This window comes from Mesorhizobium sp. LNJC394B00, from assembly GCF_000502555.1.
Taxonomy (GTDB): Bacteria; Pseudomonadota; Alphaproteobacteria; order Rhizobiales; family Rhizobiaceae; genus Mesorhizobium.
In genome coordinates, this window is record NZ_AYWH01000005.1 from 295,276 (window position 1) to 316,216 (window position 20,941).

Here is a 20,941-nt window from a genome sequence, read left to right on the forward strand (position 1 = left end):
CACGAAAAGGCGTTAGAAGCCGCCGGATGGATTTGAACACGATAGAGCGGAACGAAACCGACAGCGCCTCGCAAAGCGCTGCTGCGGCGTCCGCCCCGGCCAAAAAGGTCTTCGTCAAGACCTATGGCTGCCAGATGAATGTCTATGACTCACAGCGCATGACCGATGCGCTGGCCGCCGACGGCTACACCGCGACCGATGTCATCGCCGACGCCGACCTGGTGCTGCTCAACACCTGCCATATCAGGGAGAAGGCGGCGGAAAAGGTCTATTCTGAGCTCGGCCGCATCCGCGACATGAAGGCTGAACGCGCAGCAGTTGGGCGCGAAATGCTGATCGGCGTCGCCGGTTGCGTCGCGCAGGCCGAAGGCGCGGAAATCATCCGCCGTTCGCCTGCTGTCGATCTGGTCATCGGCCCGCAGACCTATCACCGGCTGCCCGATGTGCTGGCCCGGGTGCGTGGCGGCGAGAAGATCGTCGAGACCGAATACGCCATCGAGGACAAGTTCGAGCATCTGCCGAAGCCGAAGCGTGCCGAAATGATCAAGCGCGGCGTCACCGCCTTCCTCACGGTACAGGAAGGCTGCGACAAATTCTGCACCTTCTGCGTCGTGCCCTATACCAGGGGCTCGGAAGTGTCGCGGCCGGTGGCGCAGATCGTCGCCGAAGCCGAGCGGCTGGCCGATGCCGGTGTGCGCGAGGTGACGCTGCTGGGGCAGAACGTCAATGCATGGCACGGCAAGGGTGAGGATGGCATGGAATGGGGGCTTGGTCGCCTGCTGTTCCGGCTGGCCGAAATTCCTGGCCTGGCGCGGCTGCGCTACACCACCAGCCATCCGCGCGACATGGACGACGAATTGATCGCTGCCCATCGCGATCTCCCGGCTTTGATGCCTTATCTGCACCTGCCGGTGCAATCCGGGTCAGACCGCATCCTCAAGGCGATGAACCGCAGGCACACGGCCAAGGACTATCTGGCGCTGCTCGAGCGCATCCGCGCTGCACGCGGCGACATCGCGCTGTCCGGTGACTTCATCGTCGGCTTCCCCGGCGAAACCGAGGCGGATTTCGAGGCCACGATGGGTCTGGTGCGCCAGGTGAACTACGCCTCGGCCTTCTCGTTCAAATATTCGCCGCGTCCCGGCACGCCGGGCGCCGATATGCCCGATCACGTGCCGGAAGCGGTCAAGGACGAGCGCCTGCAACGCCTGCAGGCGCTGCTGCTGAAACAACAGCAGGATTTCGGCCTGGTCCTGGTCGGCAGCACCATCGACACGCTGATCGAGAAGCCCGGCCGTCAGGCCGGCCAGAAGGTCGGCCGCTCGCCTTGGCTGCAGCCGGTTATTGTTGATGAAAAGGCCGGCGAAATCGGTGACATTATCCGGGTGCGAATCACGAAGACGGGCTACAATAGCCTGTTCGCCGAGTTGGCTTGATGGCCTCGGCAGATGAGGAGAGACGGTTGAGCGCTGCTGAAGTGAAGACTCTGCCCCAGAACCAGACATCCGGGGCCTCTGACATGGCGCACATCGTTCTGACTTTCGACAACAACAAGCTTGCCAGCGCCCTGTACGGCCAGTTCGACGAGAACCTGGCCCGGCTCGAGCAGAAGCTCGGCGTCGACATCCGCTCGCGCGGCAACCAGTTGACCATCAAGGGCTCGGCCTCGGCGGCCGAACAGGCGCGCCGCGCACTCGACAATCTCTACGGCATTCTCCAGAAGGGCACCGACATTGGCCAGTCCGACGTCGATGGCGCCGTGCGCATGGCCATTGCCGCCGACGACCAGCTGACGCTGCCGACGCTGGAACGCAAGGGCAAGGTTTCGGCCGCCCAGATCTCCACCCGCAAGAAGACGATCTATGCCCGTTCGCTCAACCAGGACGCCTATATGCGGGCGCTGGAGCGTTCGGAACTTGTCTTCGGCATTGGCCCCGCCGGCACCGGCAAGACCTATCTGGCGGTGGCGCATGCGGCGATGCTGCTCGAACGCGGCATGGTCGAGCGCATCATCCTGTCACGGCCGGCGGTCGAGGCCGGCGAGCGGCTGGGTTTTCTGCCCGGCGATATGAAGGAAAAGGTCGATCCGTATCTGCGGCCGCTCTATGACGCGCTTTACGACATGATGCCGGCCGACAAGGTCGAGCGCGCCATTGCCGCCGAGGTCATCGAGATCGCGCCGCTGGCCTTCATGCGCGGCCGCACGCTGGCGCATGCCGCCGTCATCCTCGACGAGGCGCAGAACACCACGCCGATGCAGATGAAGATGTTTTTGACCCGCCTCGGCGAGAATTCGCGCATGATCGTCACCGGCGATCCGACGCAGATCGATCTGCCTCCAAGCACCAAGTCGGGCCTCGTCGAAGCCTTGCGTGTCCTTGACGGCGTGGCGGGCGCGGTAACCGTGCGCTTCAACGATGTCGACGTTGTGCGCCACCCGCTGGTGGCCGAAATCGTCAGGGCCTATGACCGCGACGCCAAGCTGGCGCGCGGCCTCGGCGCCGAGAGCTGATGTGACGATGCGGGCTCATGCCTGAAGACATAAGACCTGGCGGCGGGGATAGTTCGGTTCCCGTCGAGATCGATATGTCGGTCGAGGCCGGCGACTGGCCCGATGAGGCGGCGCTGACGCGTCTGGTCGATCGCGCCGTGTCGGCTGCCTTTGCCGAAACCGCTGCTGCCGGTCCTTCCGAACTCAGCATCGTCTTTTCCGACGATGCCCATATCCGTACCCTCAATGCCGGCTGGCGCGGCAAGGACAAGGCGACCAACGTCTTGTCTTTCCCTGTTTTTCCGTTCCCCAGGGGTGGCAAGCTGCCGCCCATGCTGGGTGACATCGTGCTGGCCGCCGAGACGGTGGCGCGCGAAGCAGCCCTGGAAGACAAGCCCTTCGAGAACCATATCACCCATCTCGTCATCCACGGCCTGCTGCATTTGCTGGGCTACGATCACGAGACCGATGCAGAGGCCGATGAGATGGAAGCCATCGAGCGCTCAGCGCTCGCAAGGCTTGCCATTCCCGATCCCTACACGTAATGACAAAAGACCAATTGACCGGACGACGATGAACGACAAACCAGAAACTGCCGCCCGCCCCGAGGCTGGCAGTGCGACAAAGCCTTCCGATACGACGGAAGAGGGATCGAGTCCGAGTCCCAGTTCCGGCAGCCCCGCTTCTGGTGGCATTGCCAGCGAGCCATCGCCTGCCGGTCCGTCCCTGTTCGACCGCGTCTTGGGCCTTTTCAGGCAGCGGAACGGCACCAGCCTGCGCGAGGAAATCGCCGGCGCGCTTGCCGAAACGACCAGCGATGCCGGGTCTTTCTCGCCCGGCGAACGCGCCATGCTCAACAACATATTGCGCCTGCGCGAGGTACGCGTCGAGGACGTCATGGTGCCGCGCGCCGATATTGAGGCCGTCGAGATCACCACGACGTTGGGCGATCTGCTCGGTCTGTTCGAGCAGTCCGGCCATTCCCGCATGCCGGTCTATTCCGAGACGCTCGACGATCCGCGCGGCATGGTTCACATCCGCGACGTGCTGGCCCACATCACCAAGGTCGCCCGGGTCAAGAAGGGCAGAACATCCAGGAAGACGCCGGCAACGACGCTTCTCGACCTCGCCCAGGTCGATCTCGGCCGCACCATCGGCGACCTCAATCTGATCCGCCCGGTGCTTTTCGTGCCGCCCTCGATGCTTGCCTCCGACCTGATGGGCCATATGCAGACGACGCGAACCCAGATGGCGCTGGTCATCGACGAATATGGCGGCACCGATGGTCTCGCCTCGCTGGAAGACATCGTCGAGATGGTCGTCGGCGATATCGAGGACGAGCATGACGAGGACGAGCCGCTGATCACCCAGACCGGCGAGGGCGTGTTCGTCGTCGACGGCAAGGCCGAGATCGACGAGGTCGCCAAGATGATCGGCGAGGACTTTACCGCCGGTGAGCATGGTGAATATGTCGACACGATCGGCGGCATGATCTTCAACACGCTGGGCCGCGTGCCCGCGCGTGGTGAGGTTGTGCAAGCCATCCCCGGCTTCGAATTCCACGTGCTCGACGCCGATCCGCGCCGCGTCAAGCGGGTGCGCATCGTCCAGAACCAGAAGGGCGAGCGTCGCCGCCGCGTGACCGCCCCCCGCACCGAGCAGGCCTAGGACAGAACGTTGCCCGGCCGATGACGATCGACGATCCCTTCAAGCACTCAACCTTTGGCTCGGGTGTCTTCTACAAGGACCCGCGAGCCGCATTGAAATGGCTCGAAACGGCCTTCGGCTTCGAGCCGAGCATGGTGGTCAGCGACGCCGACGGACGGCTGGTCCATGCCGAAATGCGCTTTGGCGACGGCTACATCATCGTCGATTCCGAATGGGCCGATCATATTGCCAGTCCGGTAAGCGTCGCCGGCAAGAACACTCAGTCGGTCTGTGTGCGTCTGAAAGACGGCCTGGACGTGCATTGTGGGCGGGCAATGGCGGCTGGAGCCCAAATCGTCGAGGAGCCTGCCGACCATTTCTACGGCGAACGGCAGTATCGGGCGCGCGACCCCGAAGGGCATGTCTGGACCTTCACCCAGACCTTGCGCACGGTGCCGCGCGAGGAGGCCGAGCACCTGAGCGGGCTCACCATCGAGGGATGGCACCGATAGCGCAGCGATCGGCCGGTTCGCGTTTCAATAAATCTGATAAATCTTGGCTCCTGATTCGCGCGACCTGGGAAGTCTGTATGGAGCGCCTTGCCGGCCGGATAATTCTGCTTTGGGGCTGGCGGCGCGCGCTGGTGGCGTTTCTTGCCGGGGCGCTGGCGGTGCTCGCCCAGGCGCCTTACGATTTCTTCGCCGTCTGTTTCGTCTCGTTTCCACTGCTGGTCTGGCTGCTCGACGGCGCCACCGGCGAGGCTTCCGACGGCTGGCTCAGGCGCCTGCGGCCGGCTTTTGCCATCGGCTGGTGGTTCGGCTTCGGCTATTTCCTCGCCGGCCTGTGGTGGATCGGTGAGGCGCTTCTGGTCGAGGCCGACAGTTTCGCCTGGGCCTTACCCTTCGCGGTCGTCGGCATTCCTTTGGCGCTGGCATTTTTCTACGGCTTCGCCACCGTCGTCGCCCGGCTGTTATGGACCAACGACATTGGCCGCATTGCCGCCCTTGCCTTTGCCTTTGGCCTGACGGAATGGCTGCGCGGCTTCCTGTTCACCGGCTTTCCCTGGAATGCCGTCGGTTATGCGGCGATGCCCGTGCCGCTGTTGCTGCAAAGCGTGTCGGTGACCGGCATGGTCGGCATGAACGCGCTGGCGGTATTTGTCTTCGCCATGCCGGCCTTGCTTGCAGCACGCCGGCATGTCCGTCTCGGTGTGGTCCTGCTTGCCATTCTCGTCGCCGCCCATGCTGGCTTCGGCTATGTCAGGCTCGCGACCCCCGACAAGCCGACAACCCGCACTCTCGATGTCCGTATCGTGCAACCGGATGTCGACCTCAGCGAAAAATGGGACGCCTCGGTGCGCGACCGCATCTTCGCCACGATGATGGGCCTGTCGGCCGCAGCGCCCGATCCCGGCAATAGCAAACCGCAGTTGATCCTGTGGCCGGAGACCTCGGTACCCTTCCTGTTCACTGAGCGTCCGGACGCGCTGACCGCGCTCGGCGACATGCTGCAGCCTGGTCAGATGCTGATTGCCGGCGTCGTGCGCGAGGAGCGCGGATCGGGGGCGGATGCCGACAGCCGCTACTACAATTCGGTGGTGGCGATCGATGACAAGGGCGAAATCGCTGATGCCGTCGACAAGGTCCATCTGGTGCCGTTCGGCGAGTATCTGCCGTTTTCCGGTCTGCTCAGCCGCTTCGGCATCGGACAGCTCGTCGCCGGGCCGATGAATTTCGCCGCCGGCAACGAGCGCCATCCGATCGCTTTGCCCGGCGGCATCAGCGCCTTGCCGTTTATTTGCTACGAGGTGATCTTTCCTGATCTTGTGGCTGTTGACGCAACGTCATCCCAGCTTATTGTGAACGTCACCAACGACGCATGGTTCGGCGACACGCCCGGGCCGTACCAGCATTTCAGGCAGGCTCAGATTCGCGCGGTGGAAAACGGATTGCCGCTGTTGCGCGCCGCCAACAACGGCATTTCCGCCGTTGTCGATACGCGCGGACGCATCGTCGACGCATTGGCGGTCGATGCACGTGGCGCCATCGACGTGCGGGTGCCGATCTCCGGCCAAGCCTTCATCTCCGCCGCGCGGCGGCGCATTAACGGAATGCTGATCATGTTGGTGTTTGCCGCAATCGCCCTCAGCTTGAACGTAAGGCAACGGCTACGGGTGAATTGACAGTCGACACATTAGAAACTCATACTGTTACCGCCTAATTTTCTCGAAGTCGGTTGGTGTTTCTGTTGGGGCAGTTGGCTCCGGCTTCGTTGGGCGAGAAAAATAGAAAAGGCCGGAAAAATTCGGCGAGGAAAAAATGACAGAAGAAAACAAGAAGAAACCGAATCCGATCGACATCCATGTGGGAAGTCGCGTCCGCCTTCGGCGCAATATGCTTGGAATGAGCCAGGAAAAGCTTGGTGAAAATCTCGGTATTACGTTTCAGCAGATCCAAAAGTATGAAAAAGGAACGAACCGCGTCGGCGCCAGCCGTCTGCAGGCAATAGCCTCGATACTCAGCGTGCCTGTCGCCTTCTTTTTCGAGGATGCGCCAGGGCAGGAGCCGGTGGGTAATAGAGGATTTGCCGAGGACACTTCGATGGCTTTCGCCGTCGAATTCTGCGGCAGTCCGGAAGGGCTTCAGCTCAACCGCGCGTTCGTCAAGATCGCGGATGTGAAGGTGCGCCGCCGGATTATCGACCTTGTGAAGTCCCTTTCTGCCGAAGATGCCGAGTGATTCGGTGGGTCGATTGACCCATTGGCCCCAGTAATCCCCCGGGCCCGAGTAGCCCAGAGGCTCGACTGCCGGCGGTGCCAGCCGCCGGTGGTACAAGATATATTGCTGCGGCACTCATGCCAGAACCGCGGCACCGCTTGACGAGCGGCGCCCGGCACCGTTAACACGTGGCGCGCCAAAATCGGCAGCCCTGCCGATCGTTTTTTCAAGAGGGGACACCCGTGACGCGGCAGAACTACTTCTTCACCTCGGAATCCGTGGCCGAGGGTCATCCCGATAAAGTCTGTGACCGCATCTCGGACGAGATCGTCGATCTGGTCTATCGCGAGGCCAAGAAGACCGGCATGGACCCGTGGAAAGTCCGCGTCGCCTGCGAGACGCTCGCCACCACCAACCGCGTCGTCATCGCCGGCGAAGTAAGGGTTCCCGATACTCTGCTGAAGCGGGACAAAGCCGGCAACATCCTCAAGGACGCCGCCGGGCATTCGGTCGTCAACCCGGCCAAGTTCAAGTCGGTCGCCCGCAAGGCGATCCGCGAAATCGGCTACGAGCAGGCCGGCTTCCACTGGAAGACGGCAAAGATCGAGGTTCTGCTGCACGGCCAGTCGCCCGACATCGGCCAGGGCGTCGACAACGCCGCCGACCGCCAGGGCGAAGAGGGTGCCGGCGACCAGGGCATCATGTTCGGCTATGCCTGCCGCGAGACCCCGGACCTGATGCCGGCGCCGATCTATTACAGCCACAAGATTCTCGAACTGCTCGCCGCTGCCCGTCACGAAAACAACGGCGAAGCCGGCAAGCTCGGACCCGACGCCAAGAGCCAGGTCACCGTTCGCTATGTCGATGGCAAAGCCGCCGAAGCGACGCAGATCGTGCTGTCGACGCAGCATCTCGACGCGACCTGGGATTCCAAGAAGGTCCGCAAGGTCGTTGAGCCTTACATCCGTGAGGCGCTCGGCGACCTCAAGATCGCCGACGATTGCATGTGGTACATCAACCCGACGGGCAAGTTCGTCATCGGTGGACCGGACGGCGACGCCGGCCTGACCGGCCGCAAGATCATCGTCGACACCTACGGTGGTGCTGCCCCGCACGGCGGCGGCGCCTTCTCCGGCAAGGACACCACCAAGGTCGACCGCTCCGCCGCCTATGCGGCGCGCTATCTCGCCAAAAATGTAGTGGCGGCCAAGCTCGCCGACCGCTGCACCATCCAGCTGTCCTACGCCATCGGCGTTGCCCAGCCGCTGTCGGTCTATGTCGACCTGCACGGCACCGGCAAGGTCGACGAGGCCAAGCTCGAGGAAGCGCTGCGCACGGTGATGGATTTGTCGCCATCCGGCATCCGCAGGCATCTCGACCTCAACAAGCCGATCTACGCAAAGACCTCGTCCTACGGCCATTTCGGCCGCAAGGCCGGCCGAGACGGGTCCTTCTCCTGGGAAAAGACCGATCTGGCCAAGGCGCTCAAGGACGCGATCGCTGCTTAGGCATGATTCCAAAAAGTGGTACCGGTTTTTTGGAAAAGATCATGCTCCAACAAAGGATTAGATTGAGATGAGATTTCAGCCAAATCTCATCTCAATCCCAAATCTCATCTCAATCTAAGCGCGGCGCGCGACCAGGCCATGGATCCACAGGACAGGCGGAGCCGCGCGACCGAAGGGTTCTTCGGCCGCCGGCACGGCAAGACCATTCGCCCGCAGCAGGCCGCGGCGCTGGAAAGCGGTCTTGGAGCGTATGGCCTCGACCTCTCCGTCCAGGCACCGGCAGAATTGCGCGCGCTATTCTCAGCGGATGTTTCAACGGTTCGGCTGGAAATCGGCTTCGGCGGCGGTGAGCATCTGCTGCACCGTGCCAGGGAGGCACCGGCGACCGGCTTCATCGGTGTCGAGCCGTTCGTCAACGGCATGGCCAAGTTGATGATGGCGGTGCGGGAAAAGCCGCTTGCCAATCTTCGCGTTTATGACGACGACGCCACGCGCCTGCTCGATTGGTTGCCGCAGGCGTCGCTCGACGGCATCGATCTGCTCTACCCCGATCCCTGGCCGAAGAAAAAGCATTGGAAGCGGCGCTTTGTCAGCCCGCTCAACCTCGATCGGTTCGCGCGCGTGCTGAAGCCGGGCGGAAAATTCCGCTTCGCATCCGACATCGACACCTATGTGAACTGGACCTTGTTGCACTGTCGGGCGCATGGCGCGCTCCTTTGGCAGGTGCAAGATGGGGCCGACTGGCATCGGCCCTATGAAGGCTGGCCGGGCACACGCTACGAGGCAAAAGCCATTCGCGAGGGCCGACGGCCGGCCTATCTCACCTTCATCAGAAAATAGTTCGATGGGAAAGTGTCCCGCATCGACAGCCGGTCTGGCTTCAGAAACGGCCGATCTTGCCGAAAGCGGTCGGGTCCATGCCGAGCCGGCGCAGATCGTTGGCGCGCGGCTTGCGGCCGGCTTCGACGGCCCGCGAGGCGGCAACGGCGCTGCCGAAAAGGGCAAAGGCGTCGCCTATGGCGGAAAACACGGTACGGTTGCTCATTGTCTTGACCTTTCGCGCGCCACCGCGCGCTCATCTTAATTTGTGCAGTGCAGCATAGATAGCGAAGTGACATCCGGGATCACAGGGCCGTTACCGCATAGCCGGCATGCGCCCCGCGCAATCCTGCCAGCCGTCGCCGGCTGCAGCTCTGCCCGGCCCGTTAACAGACTTGAAACACTGGCCGGGATCGTTTATATCAGCCTCAAATTCTTGGTCGGTATGACGAAGAGTGGGTCCACCCGGTCCCGCTCTTTTTTATTACCTGCCGGTCAGCCATCAGCAAAGAGATGGTTCGGGACGACGATCATCCTGATCCGGAGAACGACAGGAACCGCATGACTGCAAGGGCAAGCGAAGCCGACGACCGCATCATCCGCGAAAGCGGTATCGATGCGCGCATCGCGCTGATCGTTCAGCCGGTGTTGCGAGGCATTGGCTTCCGCCTCGTGCGGGTGCATCTGTCGGGCCAGAACGGCCTGACGCTGCAGATCATGGCCGAACGCGAGGACGGCACCATGACCGTCGAGGATTGCGAAGAGGTCAGCCGCGCTGTGTCGCCGGCGCTCGACGTCGATGACCCGATCGAGAAGGCCTATCATCTCGAAGTGTCGTCGCCGGGCATCGACCGGCCGCTGGTACGCAAGTCGGATTTCGTCACCTGGACCGGCCATCTGGTGAAGATGGAAACCTCGGTGCCGGTCGCCGACCGCAAGCGCTTCAAGGGCAAGATCGCCGAAGCCGGCGAAGACGACATGCTGCTCGAGCGCGACAAGGCCGCCTACGGCGAAGAGCCGACGGTTCGCATTCCTTATGACGCGATCGCCGATGTGCGGCTGATCCTCACCGACGACCTTATTCGCGATGCCCTTTCGAAGGACAACCGGGAACGCAAGGAAGCCAAGAAACGCCGCGGCGAAGCTGATGATGCACCCGAAGGTGCTGAAGGCGGCGCGGAAGACGAAATCGAACAGGAACTATGATGAGCGGCCGGGCCTAAAAGCTCGGCAACAAGCTCGGGAGAAATAAGATGGTTGTAAGCGCCAACAGACTTGAACTGCTGCAGATCGCCGACGCGGTGGCGCGTGAAAAGTCGATCGACAAGTCGATCGTCATTGCCGCCATGGCTGATGCGATCCAGAAGGCCGCGCGCTCGCGCTACGGCCAGGAAACCAACATCCGCGCCGACATCAACGCCAACACCGGCGAGATGAAGCTGCAGCGGCTGATGGAAGTGGTCGAGAAGGTCGACGACTACGCCACCCAGATCGCCATTTCCTCGGCCCGCGAGCGCAATCCGGACGCCCAGCTTGGCGACTTCATCGCCGAACAGCTGCCGCCAATGGATTTCGGCCGCATCGCCGCCCAGTCAGCCAAGCAGGTCATCGTGCAGAAAGTGCGCGAGGCCGAGCGCGACCGCCAGTATGACGAATACAAGGACCGCATCGGCGAGATCGTCAACGGCACCGTCAAGCGCGTCGAATATGGCAACGTCATCGTCGATCTCGGCCGTGGCGAGGCGATTATCCGCCGCGACGAGCTGATCCCGCGTGAAAACTACAAGTACGGCGACCGCGTCCGCGCCTATGTCTACGACGTGCGCCGCGAACAGCGCGGCCCGCAGATATTCCTGTCGCGCACCCATCCGCAGTTCATGGCCAAGCTCTTCACCATGGAAGTGCCGGAAATCTATGACGGCATCATCGAGATCAAGTCGGTCGCCCGCGACCCAGGCTCGCGCGCTAAGATCGCCGTCATTTCGCGTGACTCGTCGATCGATCCGGTCGGCGCCTGCGTCGGTATGCGCGGCAGCCGCGTCCAGGCCGTGGTCGGCGAATTGCAGGGCGAAAAGATCGACATCATTCCGTGGTCGCCTTCGGCCGCCTCCTTCATCGTCAACGCGCTGCAGCCGGCGGAAGTCGCCAAGGTGGTGCTCGACGAGGATGCCGAGCGCATCGAAGTGGTGGTTCCCGACGACCAGCTGTCGCTGGCCATCGGCCGTCGCGGCCAGAACGTGCGTCTTGCCTCGCAGCTCACCGGCTGGGACATCGACATCCTGACCGAGGCCGAGGAGTCTGAGCGCCGCCAGAAGGAATTCGTCGAACGCTCGTCGCTGTTCATGGAAGCCCTTGATGTCGACGAGATGGTCGGCCAGGTGTTGGCCTCCGAAGGCTTCACCAGCGTCGAGGAAGTTGCCTACGTCGATTCGGGCGAGATCGCCTCGATCGACGGTTTCGACGAAGACACCGCTTCGGAGATCCAGACCCGCGCCCGCGAATATCTGGAGAAGATCGAAGCCGAGCATGACGACAAGCGCAAGGCGCTGGGCGTCACCGACGAACTGCGCGAGATTCCTGGCGTCACCACCGCCATGATGGTGACGCTCGGCGAGGATGGCGTGAAGACGATCGAGGATTTCGCCGGCTATGCCGCCGACGACCTGACCGGCTGGAAGGAACGCAAGGACGGCGAGACCAAGGTATTCCCGGGTGTGCTCGCCAATCACGGCGTGTCGCGCGCCGACGCCGAGCAGATGGTTCTGGCAGCCCGCCTCAAGGCCGGCTGGATCACCGAAGACGAGCTTGCAGCCGAACAGGTCCCGGCTGACGAAGCCGTTGGTGCGTGAGGTGAAACCGCATCGCACACAACCCGCCCCAGGACGAGATGAACGATCGCACCTGCATCGTCACGCGCAAGCAAGCCGAGCCGGATGAGCTGATCCGTTTCGTCGTCGGCCCGGATTCGGCCGTCGTTCCTGACCTAAAGAGAAATCTGCCCGGCCGTGGTTGTTGGGTGAGCGCCGACCGCCTACATATCGACAAGGCGGCGGCGAAGAACCTGTTTGCCCGCGCCTTCAAGGCGCAGGTCGTCGTGCCGCCCGATCTCGGCGGCATGGTCGACGGACTGCTTGCACGATCCGCTTTGGGTATGCTCGGCCTTGCCCGCAAGGCTGGCTCGATCGCACTCGGCGCAACCAAGGTCGAGAGCGCGGTGCGCTCGGGGTTGGCGCTTTTCGTGCTCCACGCGACCGAGGCATCCGACGATGGCGTGCGCAAGATCAGTCAGGCGCGGCGGGCAACTGTCCACCTCGGCGGGCCGGCAGTCCTTGCCTACAAACTTTTCTCCGAGGCCGAGTTGAGCTTGGCATTGGGGGGTACAAATGTGATACATGCTGCCGTTCTCGCGGGAGACGCGGGCAAGGCGGTTGAGAGGCGCATGGTTGCGCTCGACCGATATCGGGGCGGAACCCCCGACGATCTGGCAATGCTTGCGGCCGTTGCTGACGAAGATGATGCTGCAGAGGATATGGAATGAGCGATACGAAATCGGGCGACGATAAGACGTTGAGTGTTACACCGAAGAAGACCTTGACGCTGAAGCGCCCCGGTACCGAGCAGAGCGTCGTGCGACAGAATTTCTCGCATGGCCGCACCAAGCAGGTCCAGGTCGAGATCAAGAAGCGCAAATTCTCCATGCCCGGCGACAAGCCGGAGCCGGTGGCTGCACCCGTATTTACGCCCAAGCCCGCGGTAGTGGCAGCCCCCGTCGTGCAGGAAGCGCCCAAGGCGCCGCCTCCGCCGCCCCCGGCCGAACGCGGCGGCATGGTGCTGAACGAACTGTCGCGCAATGAAATGGAAGCGCGCCGCAGGGCGCTCGAAGGCTCCAAGGTTCGCGACGTCGAGGACCGCCAACGCGCCATCGAAGAGGCCAAGCGCCGCAACGAGGATGAGGAACGCCGCAAGCGCGAGCGCGAGGAATCCGCGCGCCGTCAGGCCGAGGAAGAAGCCCGCCTGCAGACCGAGGCCGAGTCCCGCCGCCGCGCCGAGGAAGAAGCGCGCCGCCGCGCGCCGCAGGCTGCCGAGCTTGTGGCGTCGGACGATGAGGAAGAGGTCAAGCCGAAGCGCACCGCCGCCGGTGCCCCGGTACGCCGTCCGGTTACGCCCGAAGTGGCGCGCCCGGCCAAGCCGACCAAGGCCGAGGAAGACCGTCGTCGCGGCAAGCTGACCCTCAACACGGCTCTTTCCGACGAGGACGCGCGCGCCCGCTCGCTGTCGTCGATGCGTCGCCGCCAGGAAAAATTCAAGCGCGCGATGCATAATGAGCCGCGCGAGAAGGTTATGCGCGAAGTGATCCTGCCTGAAACCATCACCATCCAGGAACTGGCGCAGCGCATGTCCGAGCGCGCTGTCGATGTGGTCAAGTACTTCATGAAGCAGGGCCAGATCCTGAAGCCGGGCGACATCATCGACGCCGACACGGCCGAGCTGGTCGCCACAGAATTCGGCCACACGGTCCGCCGCGTCGCCGAGTCCGACATCGAGGAAGGCCTGTTCAACATTGCCGACAATGCCGAGGACCTGGTGTCGCGGCCGCCTGTCGTGACCATCATGGGCCATGTCGACCACGGCAAGACCTCGCTGCTCGACGCCATCCGCAATGCCAATGTCGTCTCCGGCGAAGCCGGCGGCATCACCCAGCATATCGGCGCCTACCAGGTCGAGAAGAACGGTCAGAAGATCACCTTCATCGACACGCCCGGTCACGCCGCCTTCACGGCGATGCGCGCCCGCGGCGCTCAGGCGACCGACATCGCCATCCTGGTGGTGGCGGCCGACGACAGCGTCATGCCGCAGACCATCGAATCGATCAGCCATGCCAAGGCGGCCGGCGTTCCGATCATCGTGGCGATCAACAAGATCGACAAGCATGATGCCGATCCGCAGAAGGTTCGGTCGGAACTGCTGCGCCATGAGGTGTTCGTCGAATCGATGGGCGGTGAAGTGCTGGACGTCGAAGTGTCGGCGACCAAGGGCACCAACCTCGACAAGCTGTTGGAAGCGATCCTGCTGCAGGCCGAAATCCTCGACCTCAAGGCCAATCCGGACCGTACCGCCGAAGGCGTGGTCATCGAAGCCCAGCTCGACAAGGGCCGTGGCCCCGTCGCCACCGTACTGGTGCAGACCGGCACTTTGATGCCGGGCGACATCCTCGTCGCCGGCAACGAATGGGGCCGGGTGCGCGCGCTGGTCAATGACCGTGGCGAGCAGATCAAGGAGGCTCCGCCGGCAATGCCGGTCGAGGTGCTTGGCCTGCAGGGCACGCCGCAAGCCGGCGACCGCTTCGCTGTCGTCAACAACGAGGCCCGCGCCCGTGAGATCACCGAATATCGCCAGCGTCTGGCGCGCGAGAAGGCAGTGGCTCGCCATGCCGGCCAGCGCGGCTCGCTCGAACAGATGATGTCGCAGCTGCAGACGAGCGGGTTGAAGGAATTCCCGCTGGTCATCAAGGGCGACGTGCAGGGTTCGATCGAGGCGATCAACGCCGCTCTCGACAAGCTTGGCACCGACGAGGTGCGTGCGCGCATCGTTCATGCCGGCGCCGGCGCCATCACCGAAAGCGACGTGTCGCTGGCGGAGACCTCGGGGGCCGCGATCATCGGCTTCAACGTCCGTGCCAACGTGCAGGCACGTGCGGCCGCGGCGGCCGCGGGCATCGAAATCCGCTACTACTCGATCATCTACAACCTCGTCGACGATGTGAAGGCAGCACTTTCCGGCCTGCTGTCGCCGGAACGCCGCGAGACCTTCATCGGTAATGCCGAGATCCTCGAGATCTTTGACATCACCAAGGTCGGCAAGATCGCCGGCTGCCGTGTCACCGAAGGCAAGGTCGAACGTGGAGCGGGCGTGCGCCTGATCCGCGACAACGTCGTCATCCACGAAGGTACGCTGAAGACCCTCAAGCGCTTCAAGGATGAAGTCGCGGAAGTTCCGGGCGGCCAGGAGTGCGGCATGGCTTTCCAGAACTACGAGGACATGCGCGTCGGCGACATCATCGAGTGCTTCCGCGTCGAGATGGTGACCCGGACGCTCTGAGTTCGTATACTGTCGATACGACCGGGCGGTGGTCGAAAGACCGCCGCCCTAACTTTAATGCCTGTCGCCCAAAAGTGCGGGATAAACGACATGCATAGAACAAATATGAGACATGGCGGCACGGTCCCATCCCGCGCCTCACGCTTTCCGGATTGAGAAAAATGCCCCGTCCAACCGCCTCCAGCCCATCCCAGCGCATGCTTCGCGTCGCCGAACAGGTGCGCCATGCGCTGTCGGAAACCTTGCAGCGCGGCGAGATTATCGACCCGCTGATCGAGAACACCGTGGTTTCGGTCTCGGAAGTGCGCATGTCCACTGATCTGAGGGTCGCAACGGCCTTCGTTTCGCCGCTCGGCGCCAAGGACACGGGTGCGGTCATCGACGCGCTCAACAAGCACGCGAAGTTCGTGCGTGGCCGCGTCTCCGGCGCGCTCCGCCAGATGAAGTTCATGCCGGAGTTCCGCTTCAAGCTCGATACGTCCTTCGACAATTTCGCCAGGATCAACGATTTGCTGAAATCGCCGGAAGTCGCGCGAGACTTGGGTACCGATGGCGAAGACAACGACAAGGACGAGAAATAGTGGGGCGCCGCGGCAAGAAGAAGGGCCGGCCGATCTCCGGCTGGGTGGTGCTGGACAAGCCGGTTGGCATGGGTTCGACCGAAGCCGTCTCCAAGATCAAATGGCTTTTCCAGGCCGAAAAGGCCGGCCATGCCGGCACGCTCGACCCGCTGGCCTCTGGCATGCTGCCGATCGCGCTGGGCGAGGCAACCAAGACCGTGCCTTATGTGCAGGACGGCGCCAAAATCTACCGGTTCACCGTCGCTTGGGGCGAGGAGCGTTCGACCGACGATCTCGAAGGCCCGGTGACGCAAAGTTCCGACCGCCGTCCGGCGGAAGAAGATGTCAGGGCGCTGCTGCCGAACTACACCGGCGTCATCATGCAGACACCGCCGCAATTCTCGGCCATCAAGATATCAGGCGAACGCGCCTACGATCTCGCCCGTGGGGGCGAGACAGTCGACATCCCCGCGCGCGAGATCGAGATCGGCCGTCTGGACATCGTCGAGCACGCTGCCGACCACACTTCGTTCGAGGTCGAATGCGGCAAAGGCACCTATGTGCGCTCGCTGGCCCGCGACATGGGCCGCGACCTCGGCTGCTTCGGCCACATCGCCGAATTGCGCAGGGTCGAGGTCGAGCCGTTCACCCAGGAGGATTTCGTCACCGTCGCCGAACTGGAAGCCGCCCGTTTCGGCGAACAGCGCGAAGCTGACGAAGAGGGCGACGCCGATGTTGCCGACGCGCCGATCGACTTTGGCGCAATCGATGCGCTGCTCGTCGACACGGCCGCCGCGCTCGACTGCCTGCCGCAGATTGCCATCAGCGACGAAGCGGCGACCAAGATCCGCCTTGGCAATCCCGTCATCATCCGCGGCCGCGACGCGCCCGTGGAAGCCGAGGAAGCCTGCGCCACCGCGCGCGGCAAGCTTGTCGCCATCGGCGCCATCGAGCAAGGCATGTTCAAGCCGAAGCGGGTCTTTGCCGGCTGACCACTCCCGTCTAGTTTTACGTCGACGTCACATCCGAGGGGCACATGGCAAAGGCTGAGGCGGTGAAGAAGCGGGCGCCGGTGACAACGCGCCGGCCGCCGGTTGGAGCCTCGCCCGGCACGCTGATCGCCGATCCGGCGGCGCGACGGTCCGAGCTGCGGCTGACGCTGATTTCGCCTGAAAAATTCAAGACCATCAACGATGCCAGCATCGACGATCTCAACACCCATTGCGACAACTGGCCGGTCGTCTGGTTGGACTGCACCGGTCTCGCCAACATCCAGCTGATCGAGGAGATCGGCCGGATCTTCAACCTGCATCCACTGGCTCTGGAAGATGTCGTCAACACCGGCCAGCGGCCGAAGGTCGACTTCTTCGAGGACCACGCTTTCGTCGTCATGCGCATGATCGACGACGTCAAGGTGCATCGCTATGAGCAGATCGCGGTGTTCTTCGGCAAGAAATTCGTCGTCACCTTCCAGGAGCGCGAAGGCGATCCGTTCGACCCCGTGCGCAAGCGCATCGCCGCAGCGTTGCCCAACCGGTTGCGGATGCGCGGCGCCGACTATCTGGCCTATGCGCTCATCGATTCCATCGTCGACAGCTATTTCCCGCCGATTGAGGCCGCTAGCGAGGAGGTCGATGGCATCGAGGACGAGATGCTCAACACGCCTCACAAGCATCAGATGCGCCAGCTGCACGAATTGCGGCGCGACGCCAATGTGCTCAAGGGCGTGCTGTGGCCGATGCGCGACACGCTGGCGACGCTGATCCGCAACGACGTGCCCTATGTGAAGCCGGAGACGAAAATCTTCTTCAACGACACGCTCGACCACGCATTGCGGCTGATCGAGCTGGTCGAGAACCAGCGTGATATGCTGACCGGCTTGATCGAAATGCATTTGTCGCTGAGCCAGGCGCGCACCAACGATGTGATCTCTTATCTCACCATCGTCTCGGTGATTTTCATGCCGCTAACCTTCCTGGTCGGTATCTGGGGGATGAATTTCGATCCCGAGAGCTCGCCGTGGAACATGCCGGAACTGAAAGCCTACTATGGCTACCCGGCTTCGCTGCTGTTCATGCTGGCCGTTGCTGTCGGGCTGATCGTCTTCTTCAAAAGCAAGAAGTGGCTGTAAGCTTCAGGTATCAGGGGGATCCTGGATTCCTGAGCAAAGGGCTGCGACGAGCCGGCTTTATGAATGGGCTGGTGTTTTCCAGGGAATTGCCTTATATGCGCCGCAGCATCGCGCCATGTCGCTTTGCTTGCACCGGCCCCTGCTGGACGACATCCCGGCTGAGGGCGACCCGTTTCCTCAAACAGATAAGGAAAAACACGATGTCGATTACTGCCGAGCGCAAACAGGAATTGATGGGTGAATTCGCAACCGCCAAGGGCGATACCGGGTCTCCGGAAGTCCAGGTGGCCATCCTTTCCGAGCGCATCAAGAACCTGACCGACCACTTCAAGGACCACAAGAAGGATAACCATTCCCGCCGTGGTCTGCTCGCTCTCGTCTCCCAGCGCCGCAGCCTGCTTGATTATCTCAAGCGCAAGGATGACGCGCGCTATCAGACGTTGATCGAGAAGCTCGGTCTGCGCCGTTGACGAATTGACCGGCGGGCTTTCGAAGGAGAGCCCGCCGGTCGCGCATTCTGCCAGTCGCATCGATTGGCCAGACCCGGTTTCGAGCGCGCAGAGGCCACTCGAAACCGCCCATGGACGGTCATGGGGCAGGATTGCAGGACGCTCGTGCGCTAACCAGCGCCGAAATCTACCCGAGCTTCCCGTTGTCTTGCCCGTGGCTGCCCGAGAAAGGAAGCCAGGGAAAGGGCATCCGCGCACCGTGAAACGGCGCGGCCCTTTCCGCTTATTAAGGACAAGATATGTTCAACTACCACAAAGTGGAAATCGAATGGGGCGGCCGTCCGCTCATCCTGGAAACCGGCAAGATCGCACGTCAGGCTGACGGCGCGGTGCTTGCGACCTACGGCGAAACCAAGGTTCTCGCCACCGTCGTTTCGATGAAGGAGCCGAAGCCAGGCCTCGATTTCTTCCCGCTGACCGTCAACTACCAGGAAAAGACCTACGCCGCCGGCAAGATCCCCGGCGGCTACTTCAAGCGCGAGGGACGTCCGAGCGAAAAGGAAACGCTGGTTTCCCGCCTGATCGACCGCCCGATCCGCCCTCTCTTCGCCGACGGCTACAAGAACGACACCCAGATCGTCGTCACCGTCGTCCAGCATGACCTCGAGAACGATCCCGACATCCTGTCGATCGTCGCCACCTCGGCCGCTTTGACGCTCTCGGGCGTTCCCTTCATGGGCCCGATCGGCGGCGCCCGCGTCGGCTACATCAACGGCGAATACGTGCTGAACCCGCATGTCGATGAGATGCAGGAATCCAGGCTGGACCTCATTGTCGCCGGCACCGCCGACGCCGTGCTGATGGTCGAGTCCGAAGCCAAGGAACTCGGCGAAGAGCTGATGCTCGGCGCCGTCATGTTCGGCCACAGGGGCTTCCAGCCGGTCATCGACGCCATCATCAAGCTGGCCGAAGTTGCCGCCAAGGAGCCGCGCGATTTCACGGCGCCGGACTACTCCGCGCTTGAAGCCGAAATGCTGAAGATCGTCGGCGACGAGCTCAGCAATGCCTACAAGAACGTCGACAAGCAGAAGCGTTACGCCGCCGTCGACGCCGTCAAGGCGAAGGTCAAGGCAGCGTTCGCTTCGGCCGAAGGCGAAGACGCCAAGTACACCTCCGAGCAGATCGGTTCGGTGTTCAAGGAACTCCAGGCCAAGGTCGTGCGCTGGAACATCCTCGACACCGGTTCGCGCATCGATGGCCGTGACCTCAAGACGGTCCGCAAGATCGTCTCGGAAGTCGGCGTCTTGCCGCGCACGCACGGTTCGGCGCTGTTCACCCGCGGCGAGACCCAGGCGCTTGTGGTTGCCACATTGGGCACCGGCGAGGACGAGCAGTATGTCGATTCGCTGACCGGCATGTACAAGGAGAAGTTCCTCCTTCACTACAACTTCCCTCCCTACTCCGTCGGTGAGACCGGCCGCATGGGTTCGCCGGGCCGCCGCGAAATCGGCCACGGCAAGCTCGCCTGGCGCGCCATCCGTCCGATGCTGCCGAGCGCTGACCAGTTCCCCTACACGCTGCGCGTCGTCTCGGAGATCACCGAGTCCAACGGTTCGTCGTCGATGGCCACCGTCTGCGGCACATCGCTGGCGCTGATGGATGCCGGCGTTCCGCTGGCCAAGCCGGTTGCTGGTATCGCGATGGGCCTGATCAAGGAAGGCGAGCGCTTCGCGGTTCTGTCCGACATCCTGGGTGACGAAGATCACCTCGGCGACATGGACTTCAAGGTCGCCGGTACCGAAGGCGGCATCACCTCGCTGCAGATGGACATCAAGATCGAGGGCATCACCGAGGAGATCATGAAGATCGCGCTGGACCAGGCCAAGGACGGCCGCCAGCATATCCTCAGCGAGATGGCGCATGCTCTGACCGGCGCCCGCCCCGAACTCGGTGAGTTCGCACCGCGCATCGAGGTCATGCACATCCCGACCGACAAGATCCGCGACGTGATCGGCTCCGGCGGCAAGGTTATCCGCGAGATCGTCGAGAAGACCGGCGCCAAGATCAACATCGAGGACGACGGCACGGTCAAGATCGCTTCGTCGAACGCCAAGGAGATCGAGGCGGCCAAGAAGTGGATCCATACCATCGTCGCCGAGCCGGAAGTCGGCGAGATCTACGAAGGCACGGTCGTCAAGACCGCCGACTTCGGCGCTTTCGTCAACTTCTTCGGTCCGCGTGACGGCCTCGTCCACATCTCGCAGCTTGCCAACGACCGGGTCGCCAAGACCTCGGACGTCGTCAAGGAAGGCGACAAGGTCTGGGTCAAGCTGATGGGCTTCGACGAGCGCGGCAAGGTCCGCCTGTCGATGAAGGTCGTCGACCAGGCCACCGGCAAGGAAATCGCCCGCGACAAGAAGGCCGAAGGCGAAGAAAACGCCGCCTGAGTGGTCTGACAATAGAGTTGAACGGGCGCGGCTTATGTCGCGCCCGTTTTCGTTTAATACCCGTCTACGACAT

19 protein-coding genes are annotated in these 20,941 nt (G+C 62.8%); 18 read left to right on the forward strand and 1 reads right to left on the reverse strand.

Annotated features, from left to right (window positions below; all coding sequences use genetic code 11):
• The first annotated feature begins 26 nt into the window (after positions 1–26).
• The 9 genes from miaB to X751_RS145325 all read left to right on the forward strand — a co-directional run bounded on the left by miaB (position 27) and on the right by X751_RS145325 (position 9,203).
• A complete protein-coding gene (gene miaB / locus X751_RS145365; protein ID WP_023745265.1) occupies positions 27–1,436 on the forward strand; it encodes a tRNA (N6-isopentenyl adenosine(37)-C2)-methylthiotransferase MiaB in 1,410 nt (469 codons plus the stop codon).
• Positions 1,436–2,512: a PhoH family protein gene (locus tag X751_RS145360; RefSeq protein ID WP_196813585.1), complete on the forward strand. Its 1,077-nt coding sequence runs from the start codon at positions 1,436–1,438 to the stop codon at positions 2,510–2,512. Before miaB ends, X751_RS145360 begins: the two co-directional genes overlap by 1 nt.
• Positions 2,513–2,529: 17 nt before the next feature.
• Positions 2,530–3,036, forward strand: coding sequence for an rRNA maturation RNase YbeY (ybeY, locus tag X751_RS145355; RefSeq protein ID WP_023669546.1), 507 nt, complete (start codon positions 2,530–2,532; stop codon positions 3,034–3,036).
• A gap of 28 nt (positions 3,037–3,064) precedes the next feature.
• Positions 3,065–4,159, forward strand: coding sequence for a hemolysin family protein (locus tag X751_RS145350; protein ID WP_023669547.1), 1,095 nt, complete (start codon positions 3,065–3,067; stop codon positions 4,157–4,159).
• Between the two features lie 20 nt (positions 4,160–4,179).
• Positions 4,180–4,650 carry a VOC family protein gene (locus tag X751_RS145345; RefSeq protein WP_023726865.1) on the forward strand — a complete coding sequence of 157 codons (471 nt, stop codon included), beginning with the start codon at positions 4,180–4,182 and terminating at the stop codon, positions 4,648–4,650.
• A gap of 77 nt (positions 4,651–4,727) precedes the next feature.
• Positions 4,728–6,320, forward strand: a complete 1,593-nt coding sequence (lnt, locus tag X751_RS145340; protein ID WP_023745266.1) for an apolipoprotein N-acyltransferase — start codon at positions 4,728–4,730, stop codon at positions 6,318–6,320.
• A gap of 136 nt (positions 6,321–6,456) precedes the next feature.
• The gene (locus X751_RS145335; protein WP_023669550.1) at positions 6,457–6,876 is read left to right on the forward strand and encodes a helix-turn-helix domain-containing protein; all 420 of its coding nucleotides are present in this window, start codon (positions 6,457–6,459) and stop codon (positions 6,874–6,876) included.
• 221 nt (positions 6,877–7,097) lie between these two features.
• On the forward strand, positions 7,098–8,363 hold the full coding sequence (gene metK, locus X751_RS145330; RefSeq protein ID WP_023669551.1) for a methionine adenosyltransferase: 1,266 nt from the start codon (positions 7,098–7,100) through the stop codon (positions 8,361–8,363).
• Positions 8,364–8,501: 138 nt separating this feature from the next.
• Positions 8,502–9,203, forward strand: a complete 702-nt coding sequence (locus X751_RS145325; RefSeq protein WP_023745267.1) for a tRNA (guanosine(46)-N(7))-methyltransferase TrmB — start codon at positions 8,502–8,504, stop codon at positions 9,201–9,203.
• A gap of 40 nt (positions 9,204–9,243) precedes the next feature.
• On the opposite strand, the gene X751_RS1000000165805 is transcribed toward X751_RS145325, so the two are convergent.
• Positions 9,244–9,408, reverse strand: coding sequence for a hypothetical protein (locus X751_RS1000000165805; RefSeq protein WP_023669553.1), 165 nt, complete (start codon positions 9,406–9,408; stop codon positions 9,244–9,246).
• A gap of 335 nt (positions 9,409–9,743) precedes the next feature.
• Between X751_RS1000000165805 and rimP the strand changes: the two genes are divergently transcribed.
• The 9 genes from rimP (at position 9,744) to pnp (ending at position 20,868) form a co-directional block, all read left to right on the forward strand.
• Positions 9,744–10,388, forward strand: a complete 645-nt coding sequence (rimP, locus tag X751_RS145320) for a ribosome maturation factor RimP (RefSeq protein WP_023745268.1) — start codon at positions 9,744–9,746, stop codon at positions 10,386–10,388.
• 47 nt (positions 10,389–10,435) lie between these two features.
• Positions 10,436–12,031, forward strand: a complete 1,596-nt coding sequence (gene nusA, locus X751_RS145315; protein WP_023669555.1) for a transcription termination factor NusA — start codon at positions 10,436–10,438, stop codon at positions 12,029–12,031.
• A 38-nt stretch (positions 12,032–12,069) separates the two neighbouring features.
• On the forward strand, positions 12,070–12,720 hold the full coding sequence (locus X751_RS145310; protein ID WP_023669556.1) for an RNA-binding protein: 651 nt from the start codon (positions 12,070–12,072) through the stop codon (positions 12,718–12,720).
• Positions 12,717–15,281, forward strand: a complete 2,565-nt coding sequence (infB, locus tag X751_RS145305) for a translation initiation factor IF-2 (protein ID WP_023669557.1) — start codon at positions 12,717–12,719, stop codon at positions 15,279–15,281. Before X751_RS145310 ends, infB begins: the two co-directional genes overlap by 4 nt.
• Positions 15,282–15,442: 161 nt before the next feature.
• The gene (gene rbfA / locus X751_RS145300) at positions 15,443–15,862 is read left to right on the forward strand and encodes a 30S ribosome-binding factor RbfA (RefSeq protein WP_023692585.1); all 420 of its coding nucleotides are present in this window, start codon (positions 15,443–15,445) and stop codon (positions 15,860–15,862) included.
• Positions 15,862–16,833, forward strand: coding sequence for a tRNA pseudouridine(55) synthase TruB (truB, locus tag X751_RS145295; RefSeq protein WP_023703480.1), 972 nt, complete (start codon positions 15,862–15,864; stop codon positions 16,831–16,833). Before rbfA ends, truB begins: the two co-directional genes overlap by 1 nt.
• 44 nt (positions 16,834–16,877) lie before the next feature.
• On the forward strand, positions 16,878–17,972 hold the full coding sequence (gene corA / locus X751_RS145290; RefSeq protein ID WP_023688739.1) for a magnesium/cobalt transporter CorA: 1,095 nt from the start codon (positions 16,878–16,880) through the stop codon (positions 17,970–17,972).
• Between the two features lie 59 nt (positions 17,973–18,031).
• The gene (rpsO, locus tag X751_RS145285) at positions 18,032–18,442 is read left to right on the forward strand and encodes a 30S ribosomal protein S15 (protein ID WP_280790678.1); all 411 of its coding nucleotides are present in this window, start codon (positions 18,032–18,034) and stop codon (positions 18,440–18,442) included.
• Positions 18,443–18,720: 278 nt separating this feature from the next.
• The gene (pnp, locus tag X751_RS145280; RefSeq protein ID WP_023745269.1) at positions 18,721–20,868 is read left to right on the forward strand and encodes a polyribonucleotide nucleotidyltransferase; all 2,148 of its coding nucleotides are present in this window, start codon (positions 18,721–18,723) and stop codon (positions 20,866–20,868) included.
• The last annotated feature ends 73 nt before the right edge of the window (positions 20,869–20,941 follow it).

Excerpts from the sequence above, each read along its gene's own strand:
- miaB (WP_023745265.1), top strand. The coding sequence starts at position 27 with ATGGATTTGAACACGATAGAGCGGAACGAAACCGACAGCGCCTCGCAA.
- X751_RS145360 (WP_196813585.1), top strand. The coding sequence starts at position 1,436 with ATGGCCTCGGCAGATGAGGAGAGACGGTTGAGCGCTGCTGAAGTGAAG.
- ybeY (WP_023669546.1), top strand. The coding sequence starts at position 2,530 with ATGCCTGAAGACATAAGACCTGGCGGCGGGGATAGTTCGGTTCCCGTC.
- X751_RS145350 (WP_023669547.1), top strand. The coding sequence starts at position 3,065 with ATGAACGACAAACCAGAAACTGCCGCCCGCCCCGAGGCTGGCAGTGCG.
- X751_RS145345 (WP_023726865.1), top strand. The coding sequence starts at position 4,180 with ATGACGATCGACGATCCCTTCAAGCACTCAACCTTTGGCTCGGGTGTC.
- lnt (WP_023745266.1), top strand. The coding sequence starts at position 4,728 with ATGGAGCGCCTTGCCGGCCGGATAATTCTGCTTTGGGGCTGGCGGCGC.
- X751_RS145335 (WP_023669550.1), top strand. The coding sequence starts at position 6,457 with ATGACAGAAGAAAACAAGAAGAAACCGAATCCGATCGACATCCATGTG.
- X751_RS145325 (WP_023745267.1), top strand. The coding sequence starts at position 8,502 with ATGGATCCACAGGACAGGCGGAGCCGCGCGACCGAAGGGTTCTTCGGC.
- X751_RS1000000165805 (WP_023669553.1), bottom strand. The coding sequence starts at position 9,408 with ATGAGCAACCGTACCGTGTTTTCCGCCATAGGCGACGCCTTTGCCCTT.
- rimP (WP_023745268.1), top strand. The coding sequence starts at position 9,744 with ATGACTGCAAGGGCAAGCGAAGCCGACGACCGCATCATCCGCGAAAGC.
- nusA (WP_023669555.1), top strand. The coding sequence starts at position 10,436 with ATGGTTGTAAGCGCCAACAGACTTGAACTGCTGCAGATCGCCGACGCG.
- X751_RS145310 (WP_023669556.1), top strand. The coding sequence starts at position 12,070 with ATGAACGATCGCACCTGCATCGTCACGCGCAAGCAAGCCGAGCCGGAT.
- infB (WP_023669557.1), top strand. The coding sequence starts at position 12,717 with ATGAGCGATACGAAATCGGGCGACGATAAGACGTTGAGTGTTACACCG.
- rbfA (WP_023692585.1), top strand. The coding sequence starts at position 15,443 with ATGCCCCGTCCAACCGCCTCCAGCCCATCCCAGCGCATGCTTCGCGTC.
- corA (WP_023688739.1), top strand. The coding sequence starts at position 16,878 with ATGGCAAAGGCTGAGGCGGTGAAGAAGCGGGCGCCGGTGACAACGCGC.
- rpsO (WP_280790678.1), top strand. The coding sequence starts at position 18,032 with ATGAATGGGCTGGTGTTTTCCAGGGAATTGCCTTATATGCGCCGCAGC.
- pnp (WP_023745269.1), top strand. The coding sequence starts at position 18,721 with ATGTTCAACTACCACAAAGTGGAAATCGAATGGGGCGGCCGTCCGCTC.